This window comes from Shewanella sp. MMG014 (assembly GCF_018100775.1).
Taxonomy (GTDB): Bacteria; Pseudomonadota; Gammaproteobacteria; order Enterobacterales; family Shewanellaceae; genus Shewanella; species Shewanella japonica.
Genome location: NZ_JAGJDZ010000004.1, coordinates 194,429 through 220,372, shown reverse-complemented (window position 1 = coordinate 220,372; position 25,944 = coordinate 194,429). Strand labels below are relative to the sequence as shown.

The following is a 25,944-nucleotide window of genomic DNA, read 5'->3' as shown; positions in this document are numbered from 1 at the left end:
ATGTCAGTGAAGGTTGAACTAGCCTAGCTTAACTGCAGAATTTGAACTAGAAAATCTGAGCTAATAAATCTTTGCCCTGAGGGGTAAAAAGAAAAAGGCCGATAATAACATTATCGGCCTTTTAGATATTCACTCAATTAGTTTGTTTGAGCCGATTCTTGTTCAATTAATTGCTGCTGCGCTTGAGCAAGTTCGATTCTTGCATAGCGATGCTCTACAAAATCATAAATATTAGTTGCCAAACTCAATCGATAGTAATCAATAGCAAGTTGGTAATCTTGTTGCTCTACTGCTTTTTTGGCAATGTAAAAATAGGCTTCACATAAGCGCTCAGAATATTCTTTAGGCTGGTTTAAATTGACCTTAGCAGCCTCAAAAACCTGCTCTTTAGTCATTTTACCTAAGTAGTAGTCAACTAACACTGACGACCAAGCCTGATCATTCAATGACTGACGATTTTCCGCTAATGCTAGCTGTGCAGACTCAGCATCTCTTGGTGAGTCGACTAGATATAACCACAAAGCACGGTAGCCATCAGAAGGATCCTTTCGTAAAAAGTCTTTCATGTCTTGAGCGGCTAATTCATAACGCTCGCCGTAATACAAAGCAATACCACGGTTCAAATAGGCATAATCGTATTCAGGTGATAACTCAAGTACGCCATCAAATGACTCATAAGCACTTTCAAACTCCCCCTCTTGGGTGTAATAAATCCCTAAGAAGTTATAAGCGTCGGCTAAATTAGGTTGCAGTTTAATGGCTTGATGAAAATCTATTCTTGCAAGTAAACGTAAACCAACGCTGTCATATATTACGCCACGATCATAATGAAAACGCGCTCGTTGTTCAGGCGTTAGTTCCATCGTACCAAGAATTTCATTTAATTTGGCTAAGGTTACTTCAAGTTTGTAGTCTGGGACATTTGGCGCAACCATGATTTTGCCATTCGCTGCACTATCGGCACTACCAGATAAAGAGGCACAACCTGACAATAACAAACTGGCACCCACACATAATGCGACAACTGTGGTACGTAATTTCTGTTCCATTTAAATACCTTATCAGGTTCTATAATTACTTTGCATCATATCAACCAATCTCCATAAGGGCTATGCAGATACCAATAAAATTTCATTTACCAGCATAACTGATGATATAGCCAGCTTTAGAGTGAATAAGCTACGGTTGAAATTGATAATTTACATGACTTGCTCAACGTATTCATTCAATATCCATAACGTCTACACTAAGCGTTTGTCGACAAATTATAGGCACAAAAAAGGAGACCCGAAGATCTCCTTTTAATTAACGCTTGGTGTCAGATATTATTCTGCAGCAGCTTCTTCTTTAGCGTTCGCTTCTTTGATAGAAAGTCTTACACGACCTTGACGGTCAACTTCCATCACTTTAACGTCAACTTCTTGATTCATTTCAAGATGGTCAGAAACGTTAGCAACACGCTCTTCACTGATTTGTGAGATGTGAACTAAGCCGTCTTTACCTGGTAGGATGTTAACGAATGCACCGAAATCAACGATACGGATTACCTTACCTTTATAGATGCGACCCACTTCAACTTCAGCAGTGATTTCTTCGATACGACGAATAGCTTCTTTCGTTGCTTCACCGTTTGAAGATGCAATCTTCACAGTACCGTTGTCATCAAGTTCAATTGTTGTGCCTGTTTCTTCAGTAAGTGCACGGATAGTTGCACCACCTTTACCGATAACGTCACGGATCTTCTCAGGATTAATCTTGATAGTCGTGATACGTGGAGCGTGATCAGAGATATCTTCACGTGCGCCACCAATTGCTTGGTCCATAACGTTAAGAATATGAACACGTGCGCCGTATGCTTGTTGCAGTGCGATGTCCATGATCTCTTTAGTGATACCTTCAATCTTGATATCCATCTGCAGCGCAGTAATACCGTCACGAGTACCCGCTACTTTAAAGTCCATGTCACCTAAGTGATCTTCATCACCTAAGATATCAGAAAGAACAACAAAGTCGTCGCCTTCTTTTACTAGACCCATTGCGATACCAGCAACAGAAGTCTTGATAGGTACACCCGCATCCATTAACGCTAATGAAGTACCACAAACAGAAGCCATAGAGCTTGAACCGTTTGATTCTGTGATTTCAGATACAACACGAACACTGTATGGGAATTCTTCAGCAGAAGGCATAACAGCATTGATACCACGCCAAGCTAATTTACCGTGACCAATTTCACGACGCTTAGGCGAACCTACCATACCTGTTTCACCAACAGAGTATGGAGGGAAGTTGTAATGAAGCATAAAGCGATTAGTACGCTCGCCCATGATGCTGTCAATTTTTTGAGCATCACGTTCAGTACCTAAAGTACAAGTTACTAATGCTTGAGTTTCACCACGGGTAAATAAAGAACTACCGTGTGTACGTGGAAGTACACCCGCTAATACGTTCAATGCGCGGATCATATCTGGTTCACGACCGTCGATACGTGGCTTGCCACTAATAATACGACCACGAACTACGTCTTTTTCAAGACTACCTAATAAGTTGTCAACTTCACGAGTATCAACATCAGGATTTTGAGCAATCAATGCTTCTTTAGCAGCCGCTTTAACTACGCCAACTTGCGCGTAACGGTCTTGCTTAACTTCGATTTGGTAAGCCGCAGTCATGCCTTCTTCAGCTAACTCTTTAATTTGAGCTACTAAATCTTGATCTTGTACTGGAGCTGTCCAATCCCAAGTAGGTTTACCCGCTTCAGCTTTGAATTCTGCAATAGCTTGAACAACAACTTGCTGCTGGTCATGACCGTAAGTCACCGCACCTAACATGATTTCTTCAGCTAATGATTTTGCTTCTGATTCAACCATCAATACAGCTGATTCAGTACCAGCAACAACTAAATCAAGATCACTTTCAGCAACTTGATCAACTGTTGGGTTTAATAGATATTCGCCATCAATGTAACCAACGCGTGCTGCGCCGATTGGGCCATTAAATGGGATACCTGAAATAGAAAGCGCAGCTGAAGTACCAATCATTGCAACCATATCTGGTTCAATTTGTGGATCAACTGAAACTACCGTAATGATTACTTGAACTTCGTTTTTAAAACCGTTCGGAAATAAAGGACGAATTGGACGGTCGATTAAACGAGCAATCAGTGTTTCATCTTCAGAAGGACGACCTTCACGCTTGAAGAAACCACCAGGGATTTTACCTGCTGCGTAGGTTTTTTCTTGGTAGTTAACTGTTAATGGGAAGAAGTCACGGCTTGGATCCGCTACTTTTTTACCAACAACAGTTACTAATACTGTTGTATCGCCCATGCTCGCTAAAACTGCAGCATCTGCTTGACGTGCAATAACACCTGTTTCTAAGGTGACGGTATGTTGACCATACTCAAAACTCTTTACAATTGGATTCACGTGACCCATTCCTTAATTATTGACCTTTAAATTACGCGCATAAGTATACTGCAATTTTTTACAATAGTTAAAGCGCATCGCAATATACCGCTAAAAAATAATTAAATTTACCGAAAATGAAGCCGATAACAGCCATTGTAAATACTTGCATTTGATGACAGCAGGATGACAAAGCCGCTCAAAATTGCTTAACTGCTTGAAGCACCTCTCTTGTTGAGTAAGGTTATCGCTATAATTAATGACATTTAATCTGATTTTGTCTAAAGTGAGATGATGCGAAAGCGATATAAATTAATAAGTGATTAGGCACAGCAGATTTACTATCTAATCGATATCTGCTCTCTGAAACTGTAATAAAAACAAATGGAATCGTTTGAATGACACCAAGGTTTAAATCTCTGACATGGAAGCAAACTAACTTAGTTGTATTTACTGCTTTGTTTTTTGCGATTGCCATTTTTGTTGTCGAGATAGCTTTAGTTGTCGTCACAACCAAACAGCAGCTTACCGCTTCTCAAGAAGAGTTACTTAATTCAGTAGAACAAACTGCCTCTAATGCAGTTTGGGCACTAGATGATAAACAAACCGAACAAACCTTAGAGGGTATTATCAAAATTGATAATATTAGCTCTGCAGTCATTACCTTAGATGATGGTAGCCTTTTCGTAACAGCCAGTAATCAACCAAAACAATTCTCTGAAAACTACGACAATTTAAGCCACTTTTTATTTAAAGACTTAAATGAGATTTCACGACCGCTATATCGCCCTTTTTATTTTGAAGGCAATAAAAAACAGCAACTGATTGGAACGCTTACCATCTTTTACAACACACAAGAGATGACCAATAACCTATTTAATCAGTTACAACTCGGCTTTATTGCAACGTTAGCACGCGCTTTATTACTCACCTTAGTATTAACTATCGTTTTCCACCGCTTTTTGACTCAACCCATTGCCCAAATTAGTGAAGCAATTGATAAAATTGACCCAGATTTACCCGATGAAAACTTACTGCCTATGGCTAAGGCTCACAAAGATGATGAGCTTGGGCTAGTGACCTCAAAGTTCAACCAGATTTTATTACAGTTTAGTCAGACTCAAAATAAACTCAGAAAAATGGCAACTCGGGATCCATTAACCAGTTTGCCTAATCGCACCTTATTGCTCGAAACTTTGGATGTAACCATTCAACGAGCACGGGTTCACAAAAGGCACTTTGCACTACTCTTTATCGATTTAGACCGCTTTAAAAACGTGAATGATTCATTGGGTCATGCTATTGGGGATCAATTCCTGGCACGTGTCGCGAGGATTTTAGAAACCGTTGTAGGTGACAGAGGCAGCGTAGCAAGATTAGGTGGCGATGAGTTTGTTATTGTCGCTGATGATATAGAAACACCAGATCAAGCAGCTGACTTCGTCGATAAACTGCAAAAGCAACTTAATGCCCCCGTACAACTTAACGAGCACGCCATTCATCCTGCGGCATCAATCGGTATCTCTATTTATCCTGAAGATGGCCCTGGCGCAGAGGATCTTATTCGACACGCTGATATCGCTATGTACAGTGCTAAAGCTGCAGGTTCTAATCAATGGGCTTTCTTTAAGCAACAAATGACCGAGAATGCCGCTGTGAGGCTCAAAACAGAAGCCTCACTACATGACGCACTTAAGCACAATGAATTCTTATTATACTTCCAACCAAAACTTGATCTAAAAACGAATCGAATTATGGGGTGTGAAGCACTTATCCGTTGGCAAAAGAATGGCGAACTCGTGCCGCCGATGTCTTTCATACCTATCGCAGAAGAAACGGGGATAATCATTCCTATAGGCCGCTGGGTTATCGAGCAAAGCTGTAAGGTCATTCGTGAATGGGAAAAGAAATACAATTATGCCATTCCAATTGCAGTGAATGTGGCATCGCAGCAGTTCGCTGATGCCAGTTTGGTTTCTGACATAAAGCAATTAGCGCTAAGATATCAAATTCGTCCTGAACTCTTAGAAATTGAGATAACTGAGACCTCTTTGATGAATGATGTCGATCAAGCAATTGCTAAACTAGAGCAGCTAAAAAGTGCAGGTTTTGGTATAGCGGTTGATGATTTTGGTACAGGGTATTCATCATTGTCATACTTAAGACATCTGCCTATTACAACGATGAAGATTGACCGAGGGTTTGTATCTGATTTACCCCATGATGCATCAATTGCTTCGACCATTTTGATGTTAGGTCAGCAACTGAATTTAGATATTGTTGCAGAAGGTATTGAGAACCAAGAACAACTCACTTGGCTTCAGCAGCATAATTGCCAAATTGGCCAAGGCTTCTTTTTCAGTAAGCCCTTACCGCTAGACGAGTTTGAAGCGCAATATTTTACTGAAATGAGTATGCCGTTAGAACAGGTTTAAATGCCAGCGACTTGCTTTTAAAAAAGACGTAAAGCCATGCGATGATGTATGACTTAATTGGACATAATAAAAAAGGAGGCTTAAGCCTCCTTTTTTACGGTTAGAATTTGACTATGTAAACACAATCAAATTAAACATCGTTATTAACGACGTAAACCTAACTTCTGGATAAGAGCAGTATAACGAGCTACGTCTTTACGCTTTAAGTAAGCAGTAAGTTTACGACGTGCGCTAACCATACGTAATAGACCACGACGTGAATGGTGATCATGGATGTGCTCTTTGAAGTGACCTTGCAGATGGTTAATCTGTGCAGTCAATAAAGCAACTTGTACTTCAGTTGAACCAGTGTCGTTTTCACCACGGCTGTATTCAGCTACGATAGCTGCTTTTTGTTCATTACTTAGTGACATATTTATCTCCAGAAAAAATTAAATTAACTCTAGCCAATCACTAACTCAGCCAGAGGGGGCGACATTCTAACTATATTCAGTCACTATCGCAATAAAAAACACTTAACAGCCGATAAAAGCTAGTAATTAATGATTATTCTGCACTGTGATCAACAACTAGACGCTTAGGAGCCAGCAAACCATCATCATTCATGGTACCAATTCCGATAAAGCGACGCTGCTCACCTAACGTCATTCTGACCAATTCACCTGCTTTTAAGCCTGCAGCCTGAACAGGCTGACCTTGCATAATAAATTGCTCACAAGCGTCCGGTAAATTAACTTCAGTGAAGTTTGCTACAGCAGTGTCCATCGGCAACAACAAATCATCTAACACGCTAAAAGAAGACTCATCTTCTTTATCGACGTGTTCAGCTATTTCAGTTAACTGCTCAAGCGTCACCATTTTCTCATATGGATAGCCTGCAACTTGGGTTCGTCTCAGCATAGTGACATGTGCGCCACAACCTAACATTTCACCTAAATCATCAATGATGGTACGAATGTAGGTGCCTTTTGAGCAATGAATATCAAGTGTTAAGTCATCGCCTTCTAGGCTAACAAATAGCAACTCAAATACGGTAATAGGACGGGCTTCTCGAGGAACCTCTATGCCTTCACGAGCATACTTGTATAAAGGCTGCCCTTGATACTTTAGTGCAGAGAACATTGAAGGCACTTGCATGGTGTCACCGCGAAAATGCTCTAAAGAATCCTCTAACAGCTTTTGCTCAAACTTAACCGGTCGGATCTGAACAACTTCACCATCAGAATCACTGGTGTCTGTTCTTTCACCTAATTTAGCTGTCACCAAATAACGCTTGTCCGCATCTAAAAGGTGTTGAGAGAACTTGGTTGCTTCGCCTAAGCAAACGGGGAGCATACCTGTGGCTAAAGGGTCTAAAGCACCAGTATGGCCTGCTTTATTGGCGTTATAAATACGTTTGACACGTTGCAAAGCATGGTTAGAACTGATGCCAGTACCTTTATCTAAAAGTACGATGCCATTAATAAAACGACCTTTGCGACGACGAGCCATTAATCTTTATCCTCAGTTTTATCTTCTGATGCATCAACATCGTCAGAGCCAAACTCATCTTGTCTTGCTTTGTCTTGCTTAGCTTTGTCTTGTGTAATCACTTGGCTCACTAAGTTAGACATGCGCATGCCTTCAACTAACGAACTATCGTATACAAAACGCAGCTCAGGCATAACACGCAGTTTCATTCGACTTGCAACTAATGTTCTGACATAAGGCGCAGCCGCTGTCAGTGCTTCAATTTTTTGATCAACCAACTCTTGATCTTCTTCGAAGAAAGTCACAAAAACTTTCGCAAAGCTTAAATCACGAGAGACATCAACATCGTTTACTGTCACGAAGCCGATACGTGGATCTTTCATGTCGCGCTGTAAAATCATCGCTAACTCTTGCTGGAGTTGCTGTGCAATACGGCGTGTACGACTAAATTCTTTTGCCATAACATTAATACCTTATAGCTTTATATAAATAAAAAAGGCGGCTTACGCCGCCCTTTCTGTGTTACAGCGTTCTGGCCACTTCGACCGTCTCGAAGACCTCAATCTGATCGCCAACTTTGACGTCATTGTAGTTCTTCACACCGATACCACATTCCATGCCATTACGGACATCGTTTACATCATCTTTAAAGCGACGTAATGATTCTAGTTCACCTTCGTAGATAACCACGTTTTCACGTAGTACACGAATAGGAGCGCTACGTTTGATGGTACCTTCAGTAACCATACAACCCGCAATTGCACCAATCTTAGGCGACTTAAATACGTCACGTACTTCAGCTAGACCGATGATTTGCTGCTTGAACTCAGGCGCTAACATGCCGGTCATTGCCGCTTTAACTTCATCAATTAGGTCATAGATAACGCTGTAGTAGCGTAAATCAACGCTTTCAGCTTCAATTGTCTTACGCGCTTGTGCATCAGCACGAACGTTGAAACCAACCATGATAGCGTTTGAAGCTGCTGCAAGTGTTGCATCAGTTTCTGTTAATGCACCAACACCACGAGCAATAATGCTAACTTTAACTTCGTCAGTAGACAGTTTAGTTAATGAATCACAAATTGCTTCAAGTGAACCTTGAACGTCTGCTTTAAGTACGATGTTTAGCTCTTGTACTTCGCCTTCAGTCATGTTCGCAAACATGTTCTCAAGTTTAGACTTCTGCTGACGCGCAAGTTTAACATCACGGAATTTACCTTGACGGTAAAGTGCAACTTCACGAGCTTTACGTTCATCACGAACTACTGTCGCTTCATCACCCGCTGATGGCACACCTGAAAGACCTAAAATCTCAACAGGGATTGATGGACCTGCTTCAGTAATGCTCTTACCGTTTTCATCTTTCATCGCACGGATTTTACCGTACTCAAGACCACAAAGAACGATATCACCTTGGCGTAACGTACCTTCTTGAACAAGAACAGTAGCAACTGGGCCACGACCTTTATCCAATTTAGATTCGATAACCACACCTGCAGCCATACCTTCACGAACAGCTTGAAGCTCTAGAACTTCAGCTTGTAAAAGAATGCCTTCAAGTAGCTCATCGATACCTGTACCTGCTTTAGCTGAAACGTTGACGAACATATGCTCGCCGCCCCAATCTTCAGACATTACACCATGCTGCGCTAATTCACTCTTAACACGTTCTGGATCAGCTTCTGGCTTATCCATTTTGTTAACCGCGATAATTAACGGCACGTTACCGGCTTTAGCATGTTGGATTGCTTCAATTGTCTGAGGCATAGCGCCATCATCAGCAGCAACGACCAATACAACGATATCTGTTGCTTTAGCACCACGAGCACGCATAGAAGTGAACGCTGCGTGACCTGGAGTATCTAAGAAAGTGATCATGCCGTTGTCAGTTTCAACGTGGTAAGCACCAATATGCTGCGTAATACCACCGGCTTCACCATCGGCAACTTTTGCACGACGAATATAATCAAGTAATGATGTTTTACCATGGTCAACGTGGCCCATGATGGTCACAACTGGAGCACGTGTTTCTAAAACAACGTTCTCTTCGTCACGATCACCAAGTACTTGATGCTCTAATTCGTTTTCACGTAGTAGTACAACTTTGTGACCCATTTCTTCAGCAACCATTTGTGCTGTTTCTTGGTCAAGGATTTGGTTAATCGTAACCATTGAACCCATTTTCATCATTTGCTTGATGATTTCAGTTGCTTTAACAGACATACGCTGCGCAAGTTCAGCAACAGAAACGGTTTCACCAATACGAATATCGCCTTTAACTACTGCGACAGGCTTGTTAAAGCCGTGCGCCATTGATTCAGGAGCAGTACTTTGGTTACGAGCGCCTCTTGAACGGTTATCACGACCGCCTTTGCCACCACGTTTCTTGTTCGCATTCTTGTTACGAGAACGACGACCACGTTTTTCTTCTGCAGCATCAGAGCTATCTTCAGCAGCACGAGCAGCTTTAGATGTTGTGATGTGATGGTCGCTGTTTTTCTCAGCTTCTATACGTTGACGCTCTTCTTCAGCCCAACGCTTAGAGTTTTCTTCAGCAAGTTTACGTGCAGTTTCAGCAGCTTGTGCAGCTTCTTCTTTTTGCTTTTTAGTTAACGCTTCTTCTTGAGCAGCTTTAATACGCTCAGCTTCAGCTTTAGCTGCAGCAGTTTCAGCATCATCAGCTTTAGCAGGTTTTGCTTCTGCTTTTGCTTTAGCTTCGGCTTCTTTTTTTGCCTTAGCTTCTGCATCGGCTTTAGCTTTTGCTTCAGCCTTAGCTTTGTCTTCAGCAGCTTTAGCTTCTGCTGCAGCTTTAGCCGCCGCTTCTGCTTCTTTTTGCTGTTGTGCTTGTTTTTCTGCTTCTGCGGCTAATTCACTTTCATCACGTTTAACGAAAGTACGTTTCTTACGCACTTCAACTTTAACGTCTTTAGATTGGCCACCACCGGCATTCACGCTTAAAGTAGACACAGTTTTGCGTTGCAAAGTCATTTTTTGCGGCGCATTTTCACCACCATGCTGCTTCTTTAAGTGATCTAACAACGTTTGCTTTTCTGTTTCAGACACGCTGTCAGTTTTAGTCTTCTTAATTCCCGCTTCGGCAAACTGTTCAATCAGTCTGTCTACATTCTTGCCCACTTCTGTGGCCAATTTATCTATACTTGTATCTGCCATCAATTAAATCCCCCTGTTGATCGACTTATGCTTCTTCGCCAAACCAACAGATATTACGGGCAGCCATGATGAGCTCACCTGCTTTTTCTTCTGTCAATTCTTCAATATCGATTAAATCGTCAATACCTTGTTCTGCTAAGTCTTCTAAGGTCGACACACCTTTACTTGCAAGAACATATGCTAAATGCTTTTCTAAACCATCTAACGCTAATAAATCAGCAGCCGGTTCTGCACCATCAAGTGCTTCCTCCGTTGCTAATGCTCGAGTCGAAATCGCTGCTTTGGCACGTTCGCGCAAGGCAGCAACAATATCTTCATCAAAACCGTCAACTTCTAACAGTTCTGCTTCTGGTACGTATGCAATTTCTTCTAAAGAAGTGAAACCTTCTTCAGCAAGAACGGTTGCAAAATCTTCGTCAACGTCTAATGTTTCAACAAACAAGCTAATCACTTTAGCGCTTTCAGCTTGGTGCTTGGCGTTTAACTCCTCAACGGTCATCACGTTAAGTTCCCAACCAGTTAGTTGAGTAGCTAAACGAACATTTTGACCGTTACGGCCAATTGCTTGTGCCAAACTATCTGCTTCAACAGCAATATCCATTGAGTGGTTGTCTTCATCAACAATGATTGAAGCAACATCAGCAGGTGCCATTGCATTGATCACGTATTGTGCTGGATTGTCATCCCACATAACGATATCAACACGTTCACCGCTTAATTCATTTGATACAGCTTGAACACGTGCACCACGCATACCAACACAAGCACCGATTGGGTCGATACGCTTATCGTTAGTTTTCACAGCAATCTTAGCGCGAGCGCCTGGATCACGTGCTGCGCCCATGATTTCAATCATTTCATCTAAAATTTCAGGTACTTCTACTCTGAATAGCTCGATGATCATCTCAGGCTTACTACGGGTTAAAAATAGTTGCGCGCCACGAGCTTCTGGGCGAACGGCATAAAGTAATGCACGAACACGGTCACCAGGGCGGAAAGATTCACGACTGATGATGTCTTCTTTATAAATCACACCGTCTGCGTTATTACCTAAATCAACAACGACACTTTCGCGGGTGCTTTTCTTGACAACACCAGTAACAATTTCACCTTCTCTTTCGATGAACTGCTCTACGATTTGCGCGCGTTCAGCTTCACGTACTTTTTGTACAATAACTTGCTTCGCTGTTTGCGTTGTAATACGGTCAAAAACAACTGAATCGATTTCATCTTCGATGAACTCACCCGGTTGAATTTCAGGATTTTCAAAACGTGCAGCTTCAAGTGTAATTTCACTATAAGGGTTTTCTAAAGCTTCGCCTTGATCATCAACAACCATCCAACGACGGAAAGTGTCGTAGTGGCCCGTTTTACGGTCAATAGCAACGCGAACTTCAATTTCGCCTTCGTATTTTTTCTTAGTTGCTGTGGCTAGAGCAATTTCTAGCGCTTCGAATATTTTCTCGCGTGGGACGGCTTTTTCATTGGATACCGCCTCTGCGACTAGCAGAATCTCTTTATTCATTATGTCTTGCCTCGTTCACCTTGAAACTATCAAAACTTCGCAATAATGTTGCCTTTACGCACATTATCTAAAGCCACAATCAAATCTTCACCATCAACGGTAATTGTCAGCATTTGCCCTTCAATTGCCGTAATAGCACCTTTTAAATTACGACTACCTGCAACAGGCATCGTTAACTGTACTTTTGCATCTTCGCCGATATAAGCAGCGTATTGCTCAGCCGTAAATAGTGGTCTATCTACACCTGGCGATGAAACTTCTAGTGTGTATTCTGTCGAAATTGGGTCTTCAACATCTAGAACAGCACTAACTTGGCGGCTGGCTTCAGCACAATCTTCAATATTGATACCGTTTTCACCATCAATAAATACACGTAATATTGAATGACGCCCTGCATGGACAAACTCAATACCCCAAAGTTGAAAACCTAACGCTTCAACAGGTACTGTCAGCATTTCTGTCAGTTTAGTTTCTAATGTTGCCAAAAATGACCCCCAAAAACGAAAAAAAGGGCAAATAGCCCCAAGAAAGTCCGTAAAATCACGGAGTTACTAAGCTCCATATAACAAAAAACCCCGTAATAACGAGGTCTTAAATATAGAACCTTTTAATTATTTATCCTTAGAAATAAGAAATAAATAATAAGCTGGTTGCGGGGGCCGGATTTGAACCGACGACCTTCGGGTTATGAGCCCGACGAGCTACCAAACTGCTCCACCCCGCGTCAACTTGCGCAATTATATTAACTTACGTCTTTGCTTGCAATAATTAATCAGTGTTAACTTGAGGCTGATTAATTAAATTTTGGTGCGGATGGTGGGACTTGAACCCACACGAGCATAGCTCACCACCCCCTCAAGATGGCGCGTCTACCAATTCCGCCACATCCGCATTCAAACTTTTTACACTAGTTAGCTAAAGCAATCACTACTAGTTTTTTGCCAATTGGAGGCAATAATTTAGTCAGGAATTTCTGATTCTGAGGTTTCAGCCTGAGTAGGAGCTTGTTCAACTTGCTCTACTGCAGAACCTAAATCATTCCAAGCATCATCTTTTTTAGAGTGGTTTGCACTTAAGTTACCTAAAATAAGGCTTAATGCGAAAAAACCAATCGCTAAAACAGCGGTGCTACGGGTCAGGAAGTTACCTGAACCATTTGAGCCAAATAGAGTTCCTGATGCACCAGCACCAAAAGAAGAACCCATATCTGCGCCTTTACCTTGTTGAATTAAAATCAGTCCTACTAGACCAATCGCAACAACCAAGTAAACAACAATTAAAACTTCATACATAATATTATGCGCTCATCGCTATGGAACATAAACTTAAAAACTCGCTAGAGTTTAAGCTAGCTCCGCCAATCAATCCACCATCTACGTCTGGTTGGGCAAATATATCAGCAGCATTCGATGGGGTAACACTACCGCCATATAAAATGCGAATATTCTCTCCAATAAATGGAGACACTTCAGAGAGTCGATTACGAATAAACGCGTGAACTTCTTGCGCTTGCTCTGGAGTTGCACTTTTACCAGTGCCTACAGCCCATAAAGGCTCATAAGCGATAATGGCATTATCAAAAGCCATGGTGCCATTCTTTTCGATAACAATGTCTAACTCTTCAGCAATGACTTCAAAAGTTCGTCTTGCTTCACGAGCTGGACCTGATTCACCAACACAAAGAATCGGCGTTAGACCATGTTTTTGTGCTGCAGCGAATTTCTCTGCAACGATATTACTTGTTTCGCCGTACATTCTACGACGTTCGGAATGGCCGATAATCACATATCGACATCCTGAATCTTTTAGCATTTTACCGGAAATTTCACCAGTATAGGCACCGAAGTCATGTTGACTTAGGTTTTGTGCGCCCATTCTTACAAGCGCACCATCTAAGGTTTGCTTATTTGCTTCAAGTAGTTGTCTAACACTTTCAAGATAAATTGAAGGTGGACATAAAACTACTTCAGCAGAATCATTTTGGAGCTTTGTAGCAAACTTGCTGAATAACTCTTGAGCTAACGCTGCACTGCCATTCATTTTCCAGTTGCCAGCTACCATAGGACGTCTGAGTGCCATTACTGTCTCCTTTGAAAGCGGCGTGAATGATAACGAACCGCCAAACAACTTACAATAGCTAACTCAGGAATATTTATCATAACTTGACGGAATGATGTTTTTTTATTCGCTGAGCTAAGATATTAAATAAGTTAATAATAAATAAAAACGCTAAATGATTGTATACCGAACTTTGTCACAAACCCACGCTTTTGACTACATCGGCAATTTCGTTTGCAAAAGCCGTGACTTGAACATCATTTTTACCTTCGACCATCACCCTTATCAAGGGTTCTGTGCCTGACTCTCTAATAAGTACTCGCCCATTTTGACCCAATAGCTTTTCAATTTTTGTCTGAACAGATCGCACAAGTTTTGATTCTAATGGCTTTTTGTCGACGTGATAGCGGACATTAATTAATACTTGCGGGTACATTTCTAGAGGGGCAACTAATGCAGCAAGCTTGCTGTTGGCACATTGCATGGCTGCTAATACTAATATCCCAGCAACGATACCATCACCAGTCGTACCATGATCTAAATTAAGAATATGACCTGAATTTTCACCGCCGATACGCCAGTTATTTTTGCGCATAAGCTCCATGACATATCGGTCACCAACATTTGAACGAACAAACGGTACATCTAACTCATTCAATGCGACTTCCAATCCCAGGTTTGACATCAAGGTCCCCACAACTCCGCCTTGAAATTCACCTTGTTTGATCGCATCTCGAGCAAGAATATACAATATTTGGTCACCATCAATAATATTACCTTGATGATCGACCATCATGATACGGTCACCATCACCGTCGAGTGCTATTCCCACATCTGCATTGTGATTGATAACGGCTTCACAAATAGCCGCCATGGAAGTTGCTCCAACTTTATCATTAATATTTAATCCATTAGGTTTATCACCAATGGTAATCACGTTGGCACCTAACTCTTTAAATACATTAGGTGCAATATGATAGGTAGCACCATGAGCACAGTCGACGACTAAAGTGAGTCCATTTAAAGTCAGATTTGCCGGAAAGTGACCTTTGCAGTATTCAATATATCGACCGGCGGCATCATCAATTCGAGCCGCCTTACCGAGTAGGTGTGACTCAACACATTGCATAGGCTTAGTCAGCTCATGCTCAATTTCCAATTCTATTTTGTCATCTAACTTACTGCCGTCAGCAGAGAAGAATTTAATGCCATTATCATAATATGGATTATGTGAAGCGCTGATAACGATTCCCGCTTCAGCTCTAAACGTTCTAGTAAGGTAAGCAATTGCGGGGGTAGGCATTGGGCCAACGAGCAGAACATTAAGTCCTGCAGCAGACAAACCAGCTTCTAATGCTGATTCGAAAAGATACCCGGAAATGCGGGTATCCTTACCAATAATAATTTTCTTTGTCCCACTGCGTGAAAGCACTCTGCCTGCAGCCCAACCTAATTTTAACGCTAATTCAGGGGTCATGAAGCCTGCGCCAACTTTTCCCCTAATTCCATCCGTGCCAAATAGATTACGTTGTTGCATTAGTACCTCACATTAAGTGAATTCACACTAACTCAATCAGCTAAACTAACAGGTTATATAAACTTTATTGATGTAAACTCGCCATGGTTGCTGACATAACCGTTAACGCATCGACGGTTTCTTTTACATCATGTACTCGTAAAATTTGCGCGCCTTGCTGCGCCGCAATCATTGCTCCTGCAAGACTACCAGCGAGTCGTTCATCTACATTTCGCTGGAGTAAATCACCAATCATGCTCTTTCTAGAAAGGCCGATAAGTACAGGTAGGTGCATGCTATGAAGTTCAGGTAATTTTGCCAATAGCTCATAATTGTGCGCTAAAGTTTTACCAAAACCGAAACCCGGGTCAATGATAATATTTTCGCGAGGCATACCTGCTGCAACACAATAATCAATGCGTAATGATAAAAAATCGACAACTTGTTGAATGACATTGTCATAACTTGGGTTATCTTGCATTGTTTCAGGCTTACCTTGCATATGCATTAAGCATACAGGCACATCCAAGCTAGTCGCCATCGCGACAGCGCCAGGAGCTTGTAAAGCGCGTACATCGTTAATAATATGCGCGCCTGCAGCGACCGCTTTCTCCATCACCTCTGGTTTACTCGTATCGATTGAAATCCAAATATCAGGATGTTTAGCCGCATACTCAATCACAGGGATCACACGAGCCAATTCTTCTTCAACTGATACATCAGTTGCACCGGGCCTAGTTGATTCACCACCAATATCCAAGATGGTCGCACCTTCTTCGATGACTTTATCAACCTGTTTACAGGCATTTTCGAACGTAGAAAACTGACCACCATCAGAAAAAGAATCAGGGGTAACATTGATAATTGCCATAACGACAGGGCTAGATAACGATAATGTTTTATCGCCAGACTTCAACTCAAACACACAACCTCACTTACATTAAAAAGTGCCACACTAGCAATATGACTTAATTATGACACTAGTACAATAAATATAAAAAAACCCCTTTCGGGGTTTTTTATTTCAAAATACAGCTAGTTATTTTGCTGTAGATTCATCTGTTTTAGGTTCAACATCAGGCTTATCTTCTGTTGACTCTTCGGCTAGTGAATCGGTATTAACCGGAGTGCCTTTATCTTGGTCATCCATTGAATCATCCGCTTGCCAATCCGCAGGCTGGCGAACATCACGTCGATTCATAAGATCATCAATTTGTTCAGCATCAATGGTTTCATACTTCATTAATGCATCCTTCATTGAATGAAGGATATCCATATTTTCAGTCAGGAATGTATGTGCACGCTCATAGTTAGTATCAATAAGGTGCTTCACTTCCTGATCAATCATGCCAGCAGTTTCATCAGACATATTCTTAGATTTCGCCATGCTGCGTCCTAAGAACACTTCGCCTTCATCTTCCGCATACAGAACAGGCCCTAACTTCTCAGAGAAGCCCCACTGTGTCACCATGTTGCGGGCAATCGATGTAGCATATTTAATATCTTGAGATGCACCTGTCGATACTTTCTCACCACCATAAATGAGCTCTTCAGCTAGACGGCCGCCATAAGCTACCGAGATTTGACTCTCAAGTTTACGACGACTTTGGCTGATAGCATCCGCTTCAGGCAAGAAGAATGTTACACCTAATGCACGGCCACGAGGGATAATCGTGACTTTATGAACCGGATCATGCTCTGGTACTAAACACCCAACTATCGCATGACCAGCTTCATGATAAGCCGTCATTTCTTTTTCTTCTTCCGACATCACCATAGTGCGGCGCTCTGCACCCATCATGATTTTGTCTTTTGCGCTTTCAAACTCTTCCATACCAACGACGCGGCGATTACCACGTGCTGCGAAAAGTGCAGCTTCGTTAACAAGGTTAGCGAGATCAGCACCAGAGAAACCTGGTGTACCACGAGCGATAACACTGGCTTTAACACCATCAGCTAGAGGTACTTTACGCATATGAACTTTAAGAATTTGCTCACGACCACGGACATCTGGCAAACCTACAACCACTTGACGGTCAAAACGACCCGGACGCAATAAAGCAGCATCAAGAACATCTGGACGGTTAGTTGCAGCGATAACAATGATACCTTCGTTACCCTCAAAACCATCCATTTCGACCAACATTTGGTTCAATGTTTGCTCACGTTCATCGTGACCACCACCCACACCAGCGCCACGTTGACGACCTACGGCATCGATTTCATCGATAAAGATAATACAAGGTGCTGACTTTTTCGCTTGCTCAAACATGTCACGTACACGAGATGCACCAACACCCACAAACATTTCAACGAAGTCAGAACCAGAAATAGTAAAGAACGGTACTTTAGCTTCACCAGCAATGGCTTTAGCAAGTAGGGTTTTACCTGTACCCGGAGGGCCCACAAGTAACACACCCGTCGGAATACGCCCACCTAACTTTTGGAAACGTGTCGGTTCTTTTAAGTAATCAACCAATTCTTTCACGTCTTCTTTAGCTTCGTCACAACCTGCAACGTCACCAAAAGTCGTTTTAATTTGGTCTTCGCTCATCAATTTGGCTTTACTTTTACCAAATGACATTGCGCCTTTACCACCACCGCCTTGCATTTGACGCATGAAGAATATCCATACACCGATCAATAGCAGCATTGGGAACCAAGAAATGAAAATTTGGGTTAAGAAACTAGACTCTTCAGCTTCCTGCCCTTTCATTGAAATCCCTTTACGATCAAGATCATTAATTAAATCTTGGTCATACATTGGCATAATAGTGGTGAACTTCTCTCCAGAACGCTTGATCCCTTCAATAGTTCGTTGATCACTCTTAATTTCAACCGAATTGATATTGCCATTACGGACACTATCTAAGAATACGGAATAATCCATCTTCTGCGATGACGAAGAAGAGGGGGAGTAACCCTGAAAAACTGACATCAGCACAACGGCGATGACAACCCAGAGAATTAAATTTTTTGCCATGTCACTCAAATTTCTAGACCTCTTAAAGACCCACGATAATTAATCGTTAGACTACTATAACTTGTAACCAGTCGCCACTATATACACTTCACGTGAACGTGGTCGCGATGAATCTGGTTTTCGTGTTTTAACTGTAGTGAAAGCTTGTCGAACTGCTTTCATATATTCATCAAAGCCCTCCCCCTGAAAGACTTTAACTGCAAAACTACCATTAGATGCCAATACTTGATGACACATATCTAATGCTAATTCAACAAGATACATCGCCCTAGGTTGGTCCACACCGTCTGAACCACTCATATTAGGCGCCATATCAGAAAGCACTACATCCACTTTATCCTCACCAACACGGTCAAGTAAAGCATCAAGCACTTTCTCTTCACGGAAATCACCTTGTAAAAAGTCAACTCCCACAATTGGATCCATTGGTAAAATATCACAGGCAACAAGCTTGCCTTTTTCTCCAACCAATTTAACAGCAATCTGTGACCAGCCACCAGGGGCTGCACCTAAATCAACCACTGTCATGCCTGGTTTAATCAATTTATCTTTCTGTTGGATTTCTTCCAACTTGAATGCAGCTCGAGAGCGTAAGCCTCGCTTTTGTGACAGTTTAACGTAATGATCGTCAAAATGTTCTTGCATCCATCGGCTTGAACTTGCCGAACGTTTTTTCGTTGCCATTTAAATTCCGTAACGATTTGGAGTTACATAAAGCTTATATAAGGGTAGAATAGCCGTTTTTCAACAGTAACATTCAAAAAGTTGGTACAAATGAACTTAACAACCAAACAAAAACAGCATTTAAAAGGCTTAGCGCATAATCTTAAGCCAGTGGTGCTGCTGGGTGCTAATGGTTTGACCGAAGGTGTGCTGGCTGAAATTGATAGTGCACTCACTCATCATGAACTAATAAAAGTGAAAGTAGGCTCTTCTGATAGAGAGCTTAAAAATGCTGTCGTTGACGCGATTATTCGCGAAACTCAATCAACCAAAATACAGCTTATCGGACACACCTTAGTTATTTTCCGTCAGTCTGCTGAAATGAAAGTTGCCATTCCAAAAGCAAAGTAATTTCGTCAAACAACTCGGTTTAAATGTTCATATTGCATTAATACGATTCAAATGTTCATTTTGACCTAAAAAAACCACTGTTAATCAGTGGTTTTTTTATTACTATAAAATATCAATCTTAAGTCGTAATTAATATTGATATTAATTCTGGCTTAGATGTACTCAACAGCCGTAATTTCATATTCAGCTGTGCCACCTGGCGTTGTAATAGCCACTTCATCATCGACACTCTTACCAATCAGTCCACGGGCAATTGGCGAATTTACTGAAATTAAATTCTCTTTAATATTCGCTTCATCATCACCTACGATGCGGTAGGTTGACTCTGCATCAGTATCAATATTTAAAATGGTGACTGTTGTACCAAAAATAACACGACCAGTATTTTGCATCGTGGTCACATCGATGATTTGGGCATTTGACAGCTTGCCTTCAATATCACGAATACGCGCTTCACAAATTCCCTGCTCTTCACGTGCAGCATGGTATTCAGCATTTTCTTTTAAATCACCCAATTCACGTGCTTCTGCAATAGCAGAAGTGATCTGTGGGCGGCGTTCAAATTTTAATTCGTCTAATTCTTTACGCAGCTGCTCAGCTCCGATAATCGTCATAGGGACGGTATTCATAATGTCTTATGTCTCCTTTAAAAACAAAAGCACCCCGTGCTGGTACAAAACCAACACAGTTAAATCTCGATTAATTCGCATAGCGCACGATCTTTATAACAATAAGTCTAAATGATGCGGTGTCTTGCGTTGAGGATGCATCTAATGATGATGCCTTAAGCTTACATAAACTTGAGATTACTTACTACTGACTGTCAAAAAATAGTAATAAAAAAGACTGCACGAATGCAGCCTTTTTAATCAAATCATCAATAAATTAAATAAAATTAATTTTTAGCGATTCGCTCATGTAATTCTTGTACCGAATTCACATTATTTCTGTCATCTGCTGAATGTGCTAAACAAGTAGCAAAAGCAGCATTAAGCGTTGTCGTGTAATTCACTTTGTAGCGAAGTGCACCACGTCTAATTTGACGAGAATCCTCAATTGCTTGACGACCTTCAGTCGTGTTAACAATGTAGGTGTACTCATCATTCTTAATACGGTCAAGAATATGAGGACGTCCTTCATGTACCTTGTTAACTAAGCGAGGGTTAATTCCTGCTTCGCCAAGAATCACGGCAGTACCATGTGTAGCATCGATTTGGTAGCCAAGTTCAATTAACTTAGCAGCAAGCTCGGCAACACGCTCTTTATCACTGTTACGTACAGATAATAATGCTCGACCTGATTTTGGTACTTCAGCTGTCGCACCTAGTTGTGCTTTTGCATACGCTTCAGCAAAAGTTTCACCTACACCCATAACTTCACCCGTTGAGCGCATCTCAGGGCCAAGCATTGGGTCTACACCAGGGAACTTGTTAAACGGTAATACCACTTCTTTTACAGAGAAGTACGGTGGAATCACTTCTTTAGTAAAGTTTTGCTCAGCTAAAGATTGACCAGCCATCACACGTGCAGCGATTTTCGCTAATGGTACACCCGTTGCTTTAGAGACAAATGGAACTGTACGAGCAGCACGAGGGTTAACCTCAATCATGTAGATCTCATCGTCTTTAACAGCAAATTGCACGTTCATCAAACCAATAACGCCTAGCTCCATTGCTAATTTAGCAACTTGCTCACGCATACGGTTCTGAACATCTTCACTTAAACTGTAAGGAGGTAAAGAACAACCAGAGTCACCTGAGTGAACACCCGCTTGCTCAATGTGCTCCATGATAGAGCCCACGACAACAAGCTCGCCATCACATACCGCATCGATATCAATCTCGATTGCATTATCAAGGAATCTATCTAGCAATACTGGAGATGAGTTAGATACGCTCACTGCTTCATTGAAATAGCGACGTAAGTCTTGCTCGTCATACACGATTTCCATTGCGCGGCCACCAAGTACATAAGATGGACGAACAACTAATGGGTAACCGATACGCTCAGCAGAAATAACCGCACCTTCAACTGTTGTTACAGTGTCATTTTCAGGTTGCTTCATTTCTAAGCGTTGAATTGCTTGCTGAAAACGCTCTCTGTCTTCAGCACGGTCGATTGCATCAGGACTTGTACCAATAATCGGTACCCCTGCAGCTTCAAGAGCACGTGCTAATTTTAGAGGTGTTTGACCACCATATTGAACGATAACGCCTTTTGGCTTTTCAATGCGAACAATTTCAAGCACATCTTCAAAGGTTACTGGCTCAAAGTATAAGCGGTCTGACGTGTCATAATCCGTAGAAACCGTTTCTGGGTTACAGTTAACCATAATGGTTTCGTAACCATCGTCACGTAAGGCTAAGGCTGCGTGAACACAACAATAATCAAACTCAATGCCTTGACCAATACGGTTAGGGCCGCCACCAAGAATCATGATTTTATCACGATTTGATGGCGCAGCTTCACATTCTTCTTCGTATGTTGAGTACATGTAAGCAGTGTCTGTTGCAAATTCTGCAGCACAGGTATCAACACGCTTATATACAGGGTGCATATCAAAGCGGTCACGAATCTTACGCACTTCTGTTTCGCTAACACCTAAGATTTGCGCTAGTCGAGCATCAGAGAAACCTTTACGTTTTAGTTTCAGTAAGAATGCTTGATCAAGACCTGACATGCCCACTTCAGCAACTTTCGCTTCTTGCGCAATTAAGTCTTCAATCTGAACTAAGAACCAGTGATCAACATTCGTTAGCTTGAACACTTCATCACGACTTAAACCTGCACGGAATGCATCCGCAATATACCAAATACGGTCAGCACCTGGTTCTTTAAGCTCATGACGGATTTGCTGCATGCTTTCAGGTAACGCAATATCAACAATTGGGTCAAAGCCTGTGCGACTAACTTCTAGACCACGCAGTGCTTTTTGCAAAGACTCTTGGAATGTACGGCCAATAGCCATCACTTCACCAACAGACTTCATTTGCGTTGTAAGACGGTCATTCGCACCAGCAAATTTTTCAAAGTTAAAGCGAGGAACTTTAGTTACAACATAATCGATAGCAGGTTCAAATGATGCAGGAGTTCGACCACCTGTAATATCATTCATCAACTCATCTAAAGTGAAGCCTACTGCTAATTTAGCGGCCACTTTCGCAATTGGGAAACCCGTTGCTTTAGATGCTAATGCAGAAGAGCGAGAAACGCGTGGGTTCATTTCGATGATAACCATACGACCAGTGTTTGGACAAATACCAAACTGAACGTTAGAACCACCTGTTTCTACACCAATTTCACGCAGTACTGCTAAAGAAGCATTACGCATTAACTGGTATTCTTTATCAGTCAGTGTTTGTGCTGGAGCAACGGTAATTGAGTCACCAGTATGCACCCCCATCGCATCGAAGTTTTCAATAGAACACACGATAATACAGTTATCGTTGCGATCACGAACCACTTCCATTTCGTATTCTTTCCAGCCAATTAATGATTCATCGATCAATAATTCACTGGTAGGAGAAAGCTCAAGACCTTGCGAACAAATGTCTTCAAACTCTTCTTTGTTATAAGCGATACCACCGCCACTGCCACCCATAGTGAATGACGGACGGATAATACAAGGGAAGCCAACTTGGTCTAAAACGCCGTAAGCTTCTTCCATTGAATGGGCAATACCGGCACGTGGACATTCAAGTCCAATGGCTTTCATTGCGGTGTCAAAACGACTACGGTCTTCAGCTTTATCAATTGCATCAGCTGTCGCACCAATCATCTCGACATTAAACTCTTTTAGCACACCCTCAGCTTCAAGCTGAAGTGCACAGTTAAGCGCAGTCTGACCACCCATAGTAGGTAAAATCGCATCAGGCTTTTCTTTAGCGATAATATTACGTACCACTTCCCAATGAATAGGCTCGATATATGTTGCATCGGCCATCTCAGGATCGGTCATGATGGTTGCAGGGTTTGAGTTAACTAGAATAACTCGATAGCCTTCTTCACGCAGCGCTTTACACGCTTGCGCACCCGAATAGTCAAATTCACACGCTTGGCCAATGACGATTGGACCTGCGCCTAGGATTAGAATGCTTTTAATATCAGTACGTTTTGGCATTGCTTCTATCTTCTCCGAGTGACCTAACTATTTAGTGTTTTGACGAAATTGCTCAATCAATTCAATGAAATGATCAAACAAAGGTGATGCATCCGTCGGTCCAGGGCTCGCTTCTGGATGCCCTTGGAAACTAAACGCAGGTTTATCAGTCAGGTGAATACCTTGTAATGACCCATCAAATAATGACTTATGTGTCACTTTAATATTCGCTGGTAACGTCGCTTCATCAGCAGCAAAACCATGGTTTTGGCTGGTGATCATCACATTACCTTTTTCGATATTGCTGACAGGATGGTTGGCACCATGATGACCAAACTTCATTTTTAATGTTTTAGCCCCAGATGCTAATGCAAGTAACTGGTGGCCTAAACAAATACCAAACACTGGAATGTCAGTTTTTAGAATTTCTTGAATGGCTGTAATCGCATAATCGCATGGTTCTGGGTCACCAGGACCGTTTGACAGGAAAATACCATCTGGATTCATTGCTAATACTTCTGCAGCAGAAGTTTGAGCAGGTACCACAGTCACATCACAACCACGGTCAACTAACATACGTAAAATGTTACGCTTAATACCGTAATCGAAAGCAACAACTTTATATTTAAGTTCTGATGCTGGTGTCTCATCAGGTAAACCGCCAACTAAACGCCAGCTAGCTTTACGCCATTGATAAGTAGACTCAGTCGTCACTTCTTTGGCTAAGTCCATGCCTTTTAAACCAGGGAATGCCTTTGCTGCAGCTAATGCTTTAGCTTCATCGATATCGCCAACCATAATACAACCGGCTTGCGCACCCTTTTCACGTAAAATACGGGTTAATTTACGGGTATCGATATCCGCGATGCCGACAACATTATTTGACTTTAAGTAATCACTTAATGATTGTTGGTTACGGAAGTTGCTGGCTAATAGAGGTAAATCTCGGATGATAAGACCACAAGCATGAACTGAATCAGATTCAGTATCTTCATCATTTGTGCCGGTATTACCAATATGAGGGTAAGTTAAAGTTACGATCTGGCGAGAATATGACGGATCCGTTAGAATCTCTTGATAGCCTGTCATTGAAGTATTGAATACTACTTCACCAACAGTGAGTCCATCGGCACCAATTGCTGTGCCAGAGAAAACGGTTCCATCTTCGAGTACGAGTAAGGCAGACTGTGTCAACGCGACCTCCAAAAAATAAGAGCCAAGCCACTGAAATTATTTGTATTTAATTTTTACAAATCCACCAATTTACAAAATTTTGGCAAATTCCAGCGATTTTATATGAATTAAGTTAAAGCGTCTATGCTTAGTTATTTTATTTTGGGAAAAATAATTTCCAAAAAAAAACCACCAACGGTGGTTTTTTTAAATATTAATTGAGACCTAATACTTGCTGCATGTCATACAAGCCTGAATCCTGATCGGATAACCAATAGGCTGCACGCATTGCACCATTAGCAAATGTCATTCGACTGGTCGCTTTATGGGTTATTTCTACTCGTTCGCCAATATCAGCAAACATCACTGTGTGGTCACCAACGATATCGCCGGCACGAATAGTAGCAAAGCCAATCGTATTCCTATCACGCTCTCCGGTCATACCTTCACGACCATAAACAGCACATTCTTCAAGATCACGACCTAGAGTGTCGGCTATTACCTCACCCATTTTTAATGCCGTACCTGAAGGAGCATCTTTTTTAAATCGATGATGACCTTCGGTTATCTCGATATCAGTGTAATCACCCATTACTTTAGCGGTTAACTCTAATAATTTTAGGGTTAAATTCACACCAACAGACATATTAGGGGCAAAAACAACAGGAGTTTGCTCGGCAAAGGCGTTAATCATTTCTTTTTGAGCATGATTAAAGCCTGTTGTGCCAATCACAATCGCTTTATTATTCTTTGAACACCACTCAAGGTGAACAAGAGACGATTCTGGCGAGGTAAAATCAATTAATACATCAAAGTGTTCTGATGCAATGTCTAATGAATCTGTAATCGCGACATTCATAGTACCAACGCCAGCGAGTTCACCAGCATCTACACCAATAAGTGTAGAGCCTTTACGCTCAACTGCGGCACCTAAATAAATCATTTCATGTTGCTTAGCAGCTTCAATCAATGTGCGACCCATACGGCCACTGGCACCAACAACAGCGACTCTTACTTTTGCAGTCATGTCTTT

The 25,944-nt window shown here is 41.7% G+C and carries 20 protein-coding genes and 2 tRNA genes; 2 read left to right on the top strand and 20 right to left on the bottom strand.

Going from position 1 to position 25,944, the window contains the following annotated elements:
* Positions 1 to 137 precede the first annotated feature (137 nt).
* Entirely contained in the window at positions 138 to 1,049 is a 912-nt protein-coding gene (gene nlpI / locus J8L86_RS08500; RefSeq protein ID WP_065108655.1) for a lipoprotein NlpI, read from the bottom strand.
* Between the two features lie 276 nt (positions 1,050 to 1,325).
* Positions 1,326 to 3,428: a polyribonucleotide nucleotidyltransferase gene (pnp, locus tag J8L86_RS08495; protein ID WP_055023717.1), complete on the bottom strand. Its 2,103-nt coding sequence runs from the start codon at positions 3,426 to 3,428 to the stop codon at positions 1,326 to 1,328.
* A gap of 377 nt (positions 3,429 to 3,805) precedes the next feature.
* On the opposite strand from pnp, the gene J8L86_RS08490 reads away from it, so the two are divergent.
* On the top strand, positions 3,806 to 5,842 hold the full coding sequence (locus J8L86_RS08490; RefSeq protein ID WP_055023716.1) for an EAL domain-containing protein: 2,037 nt from the start codon (positions 3,806 to 3,808) through the stop codon (positions 5,840 to 5,842).
* Positions 5,843 to 5,985: 143 nt separating this feature from the next.
* Here the strand turns inward: J8L86_RS08490 and rpsO are convergent, their stop codons facing one another.
* The 14 genes from rpsO to rlmE form a co-directional block, all read right to left on the bottom strand.
* Complete coding sequence (rpsO, locus tag J8L86_RS08485) at positions 5,986 to 6,255, bottom strand: 30S ribosomal protein S15 (protein WP_055023715.1); 270 nt, start codon at positions 6,253 to 6,255, stop codon at positions 5,986 to 5,988.
* 133 nt (positions 6,256 to 6,388) lie between these two features.
* Positions 6,389 to 7,333 (bottom strand): tRNA pseudouridine(55) synthase TruB, encoded by a 945-nt coding sequence (gene truB / locus J8L86_RS08480; protein WP_065108656.1) that lies wholly within the window; start codon positions 7,331 to 7,333, stop codon positions 6,389 to 6,391.
* Positions 7,333 to 7,773, bottom strand: a complete 441-nt coding sequence (gene rbfA, locus J8L86_RS08475) for a 30S ribosome-binding factor RbfA (protein WP_065108657.1) — start codon at positions 7,771 to 7,773, stop codon at positions 7,333 to 7,335. Before rbfA ends, truB begins: the two co-directional genes overlap by 1 nt.
* 61 nt (positions 7,774 to 7,834) lie before the next feature.
* Entirely contained in the window at positions 7,835 to 10,483 is a 2,649-nt protein-coding gene (gene infB / locus J8L86_RS08470) for a translation initiation factor IF-2 (protein WP_055023712.1), read from the bottom strand.
* A gap of 25 nt (positions 10,484 to 10,508) precedes the next feature.
* Positions 10,509 to 12,008, bottom strand: a complete 1,500-nt coding sequence (gene nusA, locus J8L86_RS08465) for a transcription termination factor NusA (protein ID WP_055023711.1) — start codon at positions 12,006 to 12,008, stop codon at positions 10,509 to 10,511.
* A 29-nt stretch (positions 12,009 to 12,037) separates the two neighbouring features.
* Positions 12,038 to 12,493 carry a ribosome maturation factor RimP gene (gene rimP, locus J8L86_RS08460; protein WP_055023710.1) on the bottom strand — a complete coding sequence of 152 codons (456 nt, stop codon included), beginning with the start codon at positions 12,491 to 12,493 and terminating at the stop codon, positions 12,038 to 12,040.
* Between the two features lie 162 nt (positions 12,494 to 12,655).
* A tRNA-Met gene (locus tag J8L86_RS08455) sits at positions 12,656 to 12,732 on the bottom strand.
* A gap of 81 nt (positions 12,733 to 12,813) precedes the next feature.
* Positions 12,814 to 12,899: transfer RNA gene (locus tag J8L86_RS08450), tRNA-Leu, on the bottom strand.
* A 68-nt stretch (positions 12,900 to 12,967) separates the two neighbouring features.
* Positions 12,968 to 13,300, bottom strand: a complete 333-nt coding sequence (gene secG / locus J8L86_RS08445) for a preprotein translocase subunit SecG (RefSeq protein ID WP_055023709.1) — start codon at positions 13,298 to 13,300, stop codon at positions 12,968 to 12,970.
* A 4-nt stretch (positions 13,301 to 13,304) separates the two neighbouring features.
* Positions 13,305 to 14,087, bottom strand: coding sequence for a triose-phosphate isomerase (gene tpiA / locus J8L86_RS08440; RefSeq protein ID WP_055023708.1), 783 nt, complete (start codon positions 14,085 to 14,087; stop codon positions 13,305 to 13,307).
* Between the two features lie 175 nt (positions 14,088 to 14,262).
* Entirely contained in the window at positions 14,263 to 15,603 is a 1,341-nt protein-coding gene (gene glmM / locus J8L86_RS08435) for a phosphoglucosamine mutase (protein ID WP_211029874.1), read from the bottom strand.
* Positions 15,604 to 15,667: 64 nt separating this feature from the next.
* Complete coding sequence (gene folP / locus J8L86_RS08430; protein ID WP_065108659.1) at positions 15,668 to 16,507, bottom strand: dihydropteroate synthase; 840 nt, start codon at positions 16,505 to 16,507, stop codon at positions 15,668 to 15,670.
* Between the two features lie 114 nt (positions 16,508 to 16,621).
* A complete protein-coding gene (gene ftsH / locus J8L86_RS08425) occupies positions 16,622 to 18,574 on the bottom strand; it encodes an ATP-dependent zinc metalloprotease FtsH (RefSeq protein WP_082972234.1) in 1,953 nt (650 codons plus the stop codon).
* Positions 18,575 to 18,619: 45 nt separating this feature from the next.
* The gene (rlmE, locus tag J8L86_RS08420) at positions 18,620 to 19,249 is read right to left on the bottom strand and encodes a 23S rRNA (uridine(2552)-2'-O)-methyltransferase RlmE (RefSeq protein ID WP_055023704.1); all 630 of its coding nucleotides are present in this window, start codon (positions 19,247 to 19,249) and stop codon (positions 18,620 to 18,622) included.
* A 90-nt stretch (positions 19,250 to 19,339) separates the two neighbouring features.
* Here rlmE and yhbY point away from each other — a divergent pair, with 90 nt between their 5' ends.
* Positions 19,340 to 19,639, top strand: coding sequence for a ribosome assembly RNA-binding protein YhbY (gene yhbY, locus J8L86_RS08415; RefSeq protein WP_055023703.1), 300 nt, complete (start codon positions 19,340 to 19,342; stop codon positions 19,637 to 19,639).
* Positions 19,640 to 19,791: 152 nt separating this feature from the next.
* On the opposite strand, the gene greA is transcribed toward yhbY, so the two are convergent.
* The 4 genes from greA to dapB form a co-directional block, all read right to left on the bottom strand.
* On the bottom strand, positions 19,792 to 20,268 hold the full coding sequence (gene greA / locus J8L86_RS08410; RefSeq protein ID WP_055023702.1) for a transcription elongation factor GreA: 477 nt from the start codon (positions 20,266 to 20,268) through the stop codon (positions 19,792 to 19,794).
* A gap of 266 nt (positions 20,269 to 20,534) precedes the next feature.
* Positions 20,535 to 23,759: a carbamoyl-phosphate synthase large subunit gene (gene carB, locus J8L86_RS08405; RefSeq protein WP_211029872.1), complete on the bottom strand. Its 3,225-nt coding sequence runs from the start codon at positions 23,757 to 23,759 to the stop codon at positions 20,535 to 20,537.
* A 27-nt stretch (positions 23,760 to 23,786) separates the two neighbouring features.
* Positions 23,787 to 24,944, bottom strand: coding sequence for a glutamine-hydrolyzing carbamoyl-phosphate synthase small subunit (gene carA / locus J8L86_RS08400; RefSeq protein WP_119968453.1), 1,158 nt, complete (start codon positions 24,942 to 24,944; stop codon positions 23,787 to 23,789).
* A gap of 181 nt (positions 24,945 to 25,125) precedes the next feature.
* Positions 25,126 to 25,938: a 4-hydroxy-tetrahydrodipicolinate reductase gene (gene dapB / locus J8L86_RS08395; RefSeq protein ID WP_211029863.1), complete on the bottom strand. Its 813-nt coding sequence runs from the start codon at positions 25,936 to 25,938 to the stop codon at positions 25,126 to 25,128.
* Positions 25,939 to 25,944 lie beyond the last annotated feature (6 nt).

Coding starts and splice junctions, on each gene's coding strand:
- truB (WP_065108656.1), bottom strand. CDS start 7,333: ATGGCTCGTCGTCGCAAAGGTCGTTTTATTAATGGCATCGTACTTTTA.
- nlpI (WP_065108655.1), bottom strand. CDS start 1,049: ATGGAACAGAAATTACGTACCACAGTTGTCGCATTATGTGTGGGTGCC.
- nusA (WP_055023711.1), bottom strand. CDS start 12,008: ATGAATAAAGAGATTCTGCTAGTCGCAGAGGCGGTATCCAATGAAAAA.
- rpsO (WP_055023715.1), bottom strand. CDS start 6,255: ATGTCACTAAGTAATGAACAAAAAGCAGCTATCGTAGCTGAATACAGC.
- greA (WP_055023702.1), bottom strand. CDS start 20,268: ATGAATACCGTCCCTATGACGATTATCGGAGCTGAGCAGCTGCGTAAA.
- infB (WP_055023712.1), bottom strand. CDS start 10,483: ATGGCAGATACAAGTATAGATAAATTGGCCACAGAAGTGGGCAAGAAT.
- glmM (WP_211029874.1), bottom strand. CDS start 15,603: ATGCAACAACGTAATCTATTTGGCACGGATGGAATTAGGGGAAAAGTT.
- yhbY (WP_055023703.1), top strand. CDS start 19,340: ATGAACTTAACAACCAAACAAAAACAGCATTTAAAAGGCTTAGCGCAT.
- dapB (WP_211029863.1), bottom strand. CDS start 25,938: ATGACTGCAAAAGTAAGAGTCGCTGTTGTTGGTGCCAGTGGCCGTATG.
- J8L86_RS08490 (WP_055023716.1), top strand. CDS start 3,806: ATGACACCAAGGTTTAAATCTCTGACATGGAAGCAAACTAACTTAGTT.
- secG (WP_055023709.1), bottom strand. CDS start 13,300: ATGTATGAAGTTTTAATTGTTGTTTACTTGGTTGTTGCGATTGGTCTA.
- rbfA (WP_065108657.1), bottom strand. CDS start 7,773: ATGGCAAAAGAATTTAGTCGTACACGCCGTATTGCACAGCAACTCCAG.
- tpiA (WP_055023708.1), bottom strand. CDS start 14,087: ATGGCACTCAGACGTCCTATGGTAGCTGGCAACTGGAAAATGAATGGC.
- rlmE (WP_055023704.1), bottom strand. CDS start 19,249: ATGGCAACGAAAAAACGTTCGGCAAGTTCAAGCCGATGGATGCAAGAA.
- carB (WP_211029872.1), bottom strand. CDS start 23,759: ATGCCAAAACGTACTGATATTAAAAGCATTCTAATCCTAGGCGCAGGT.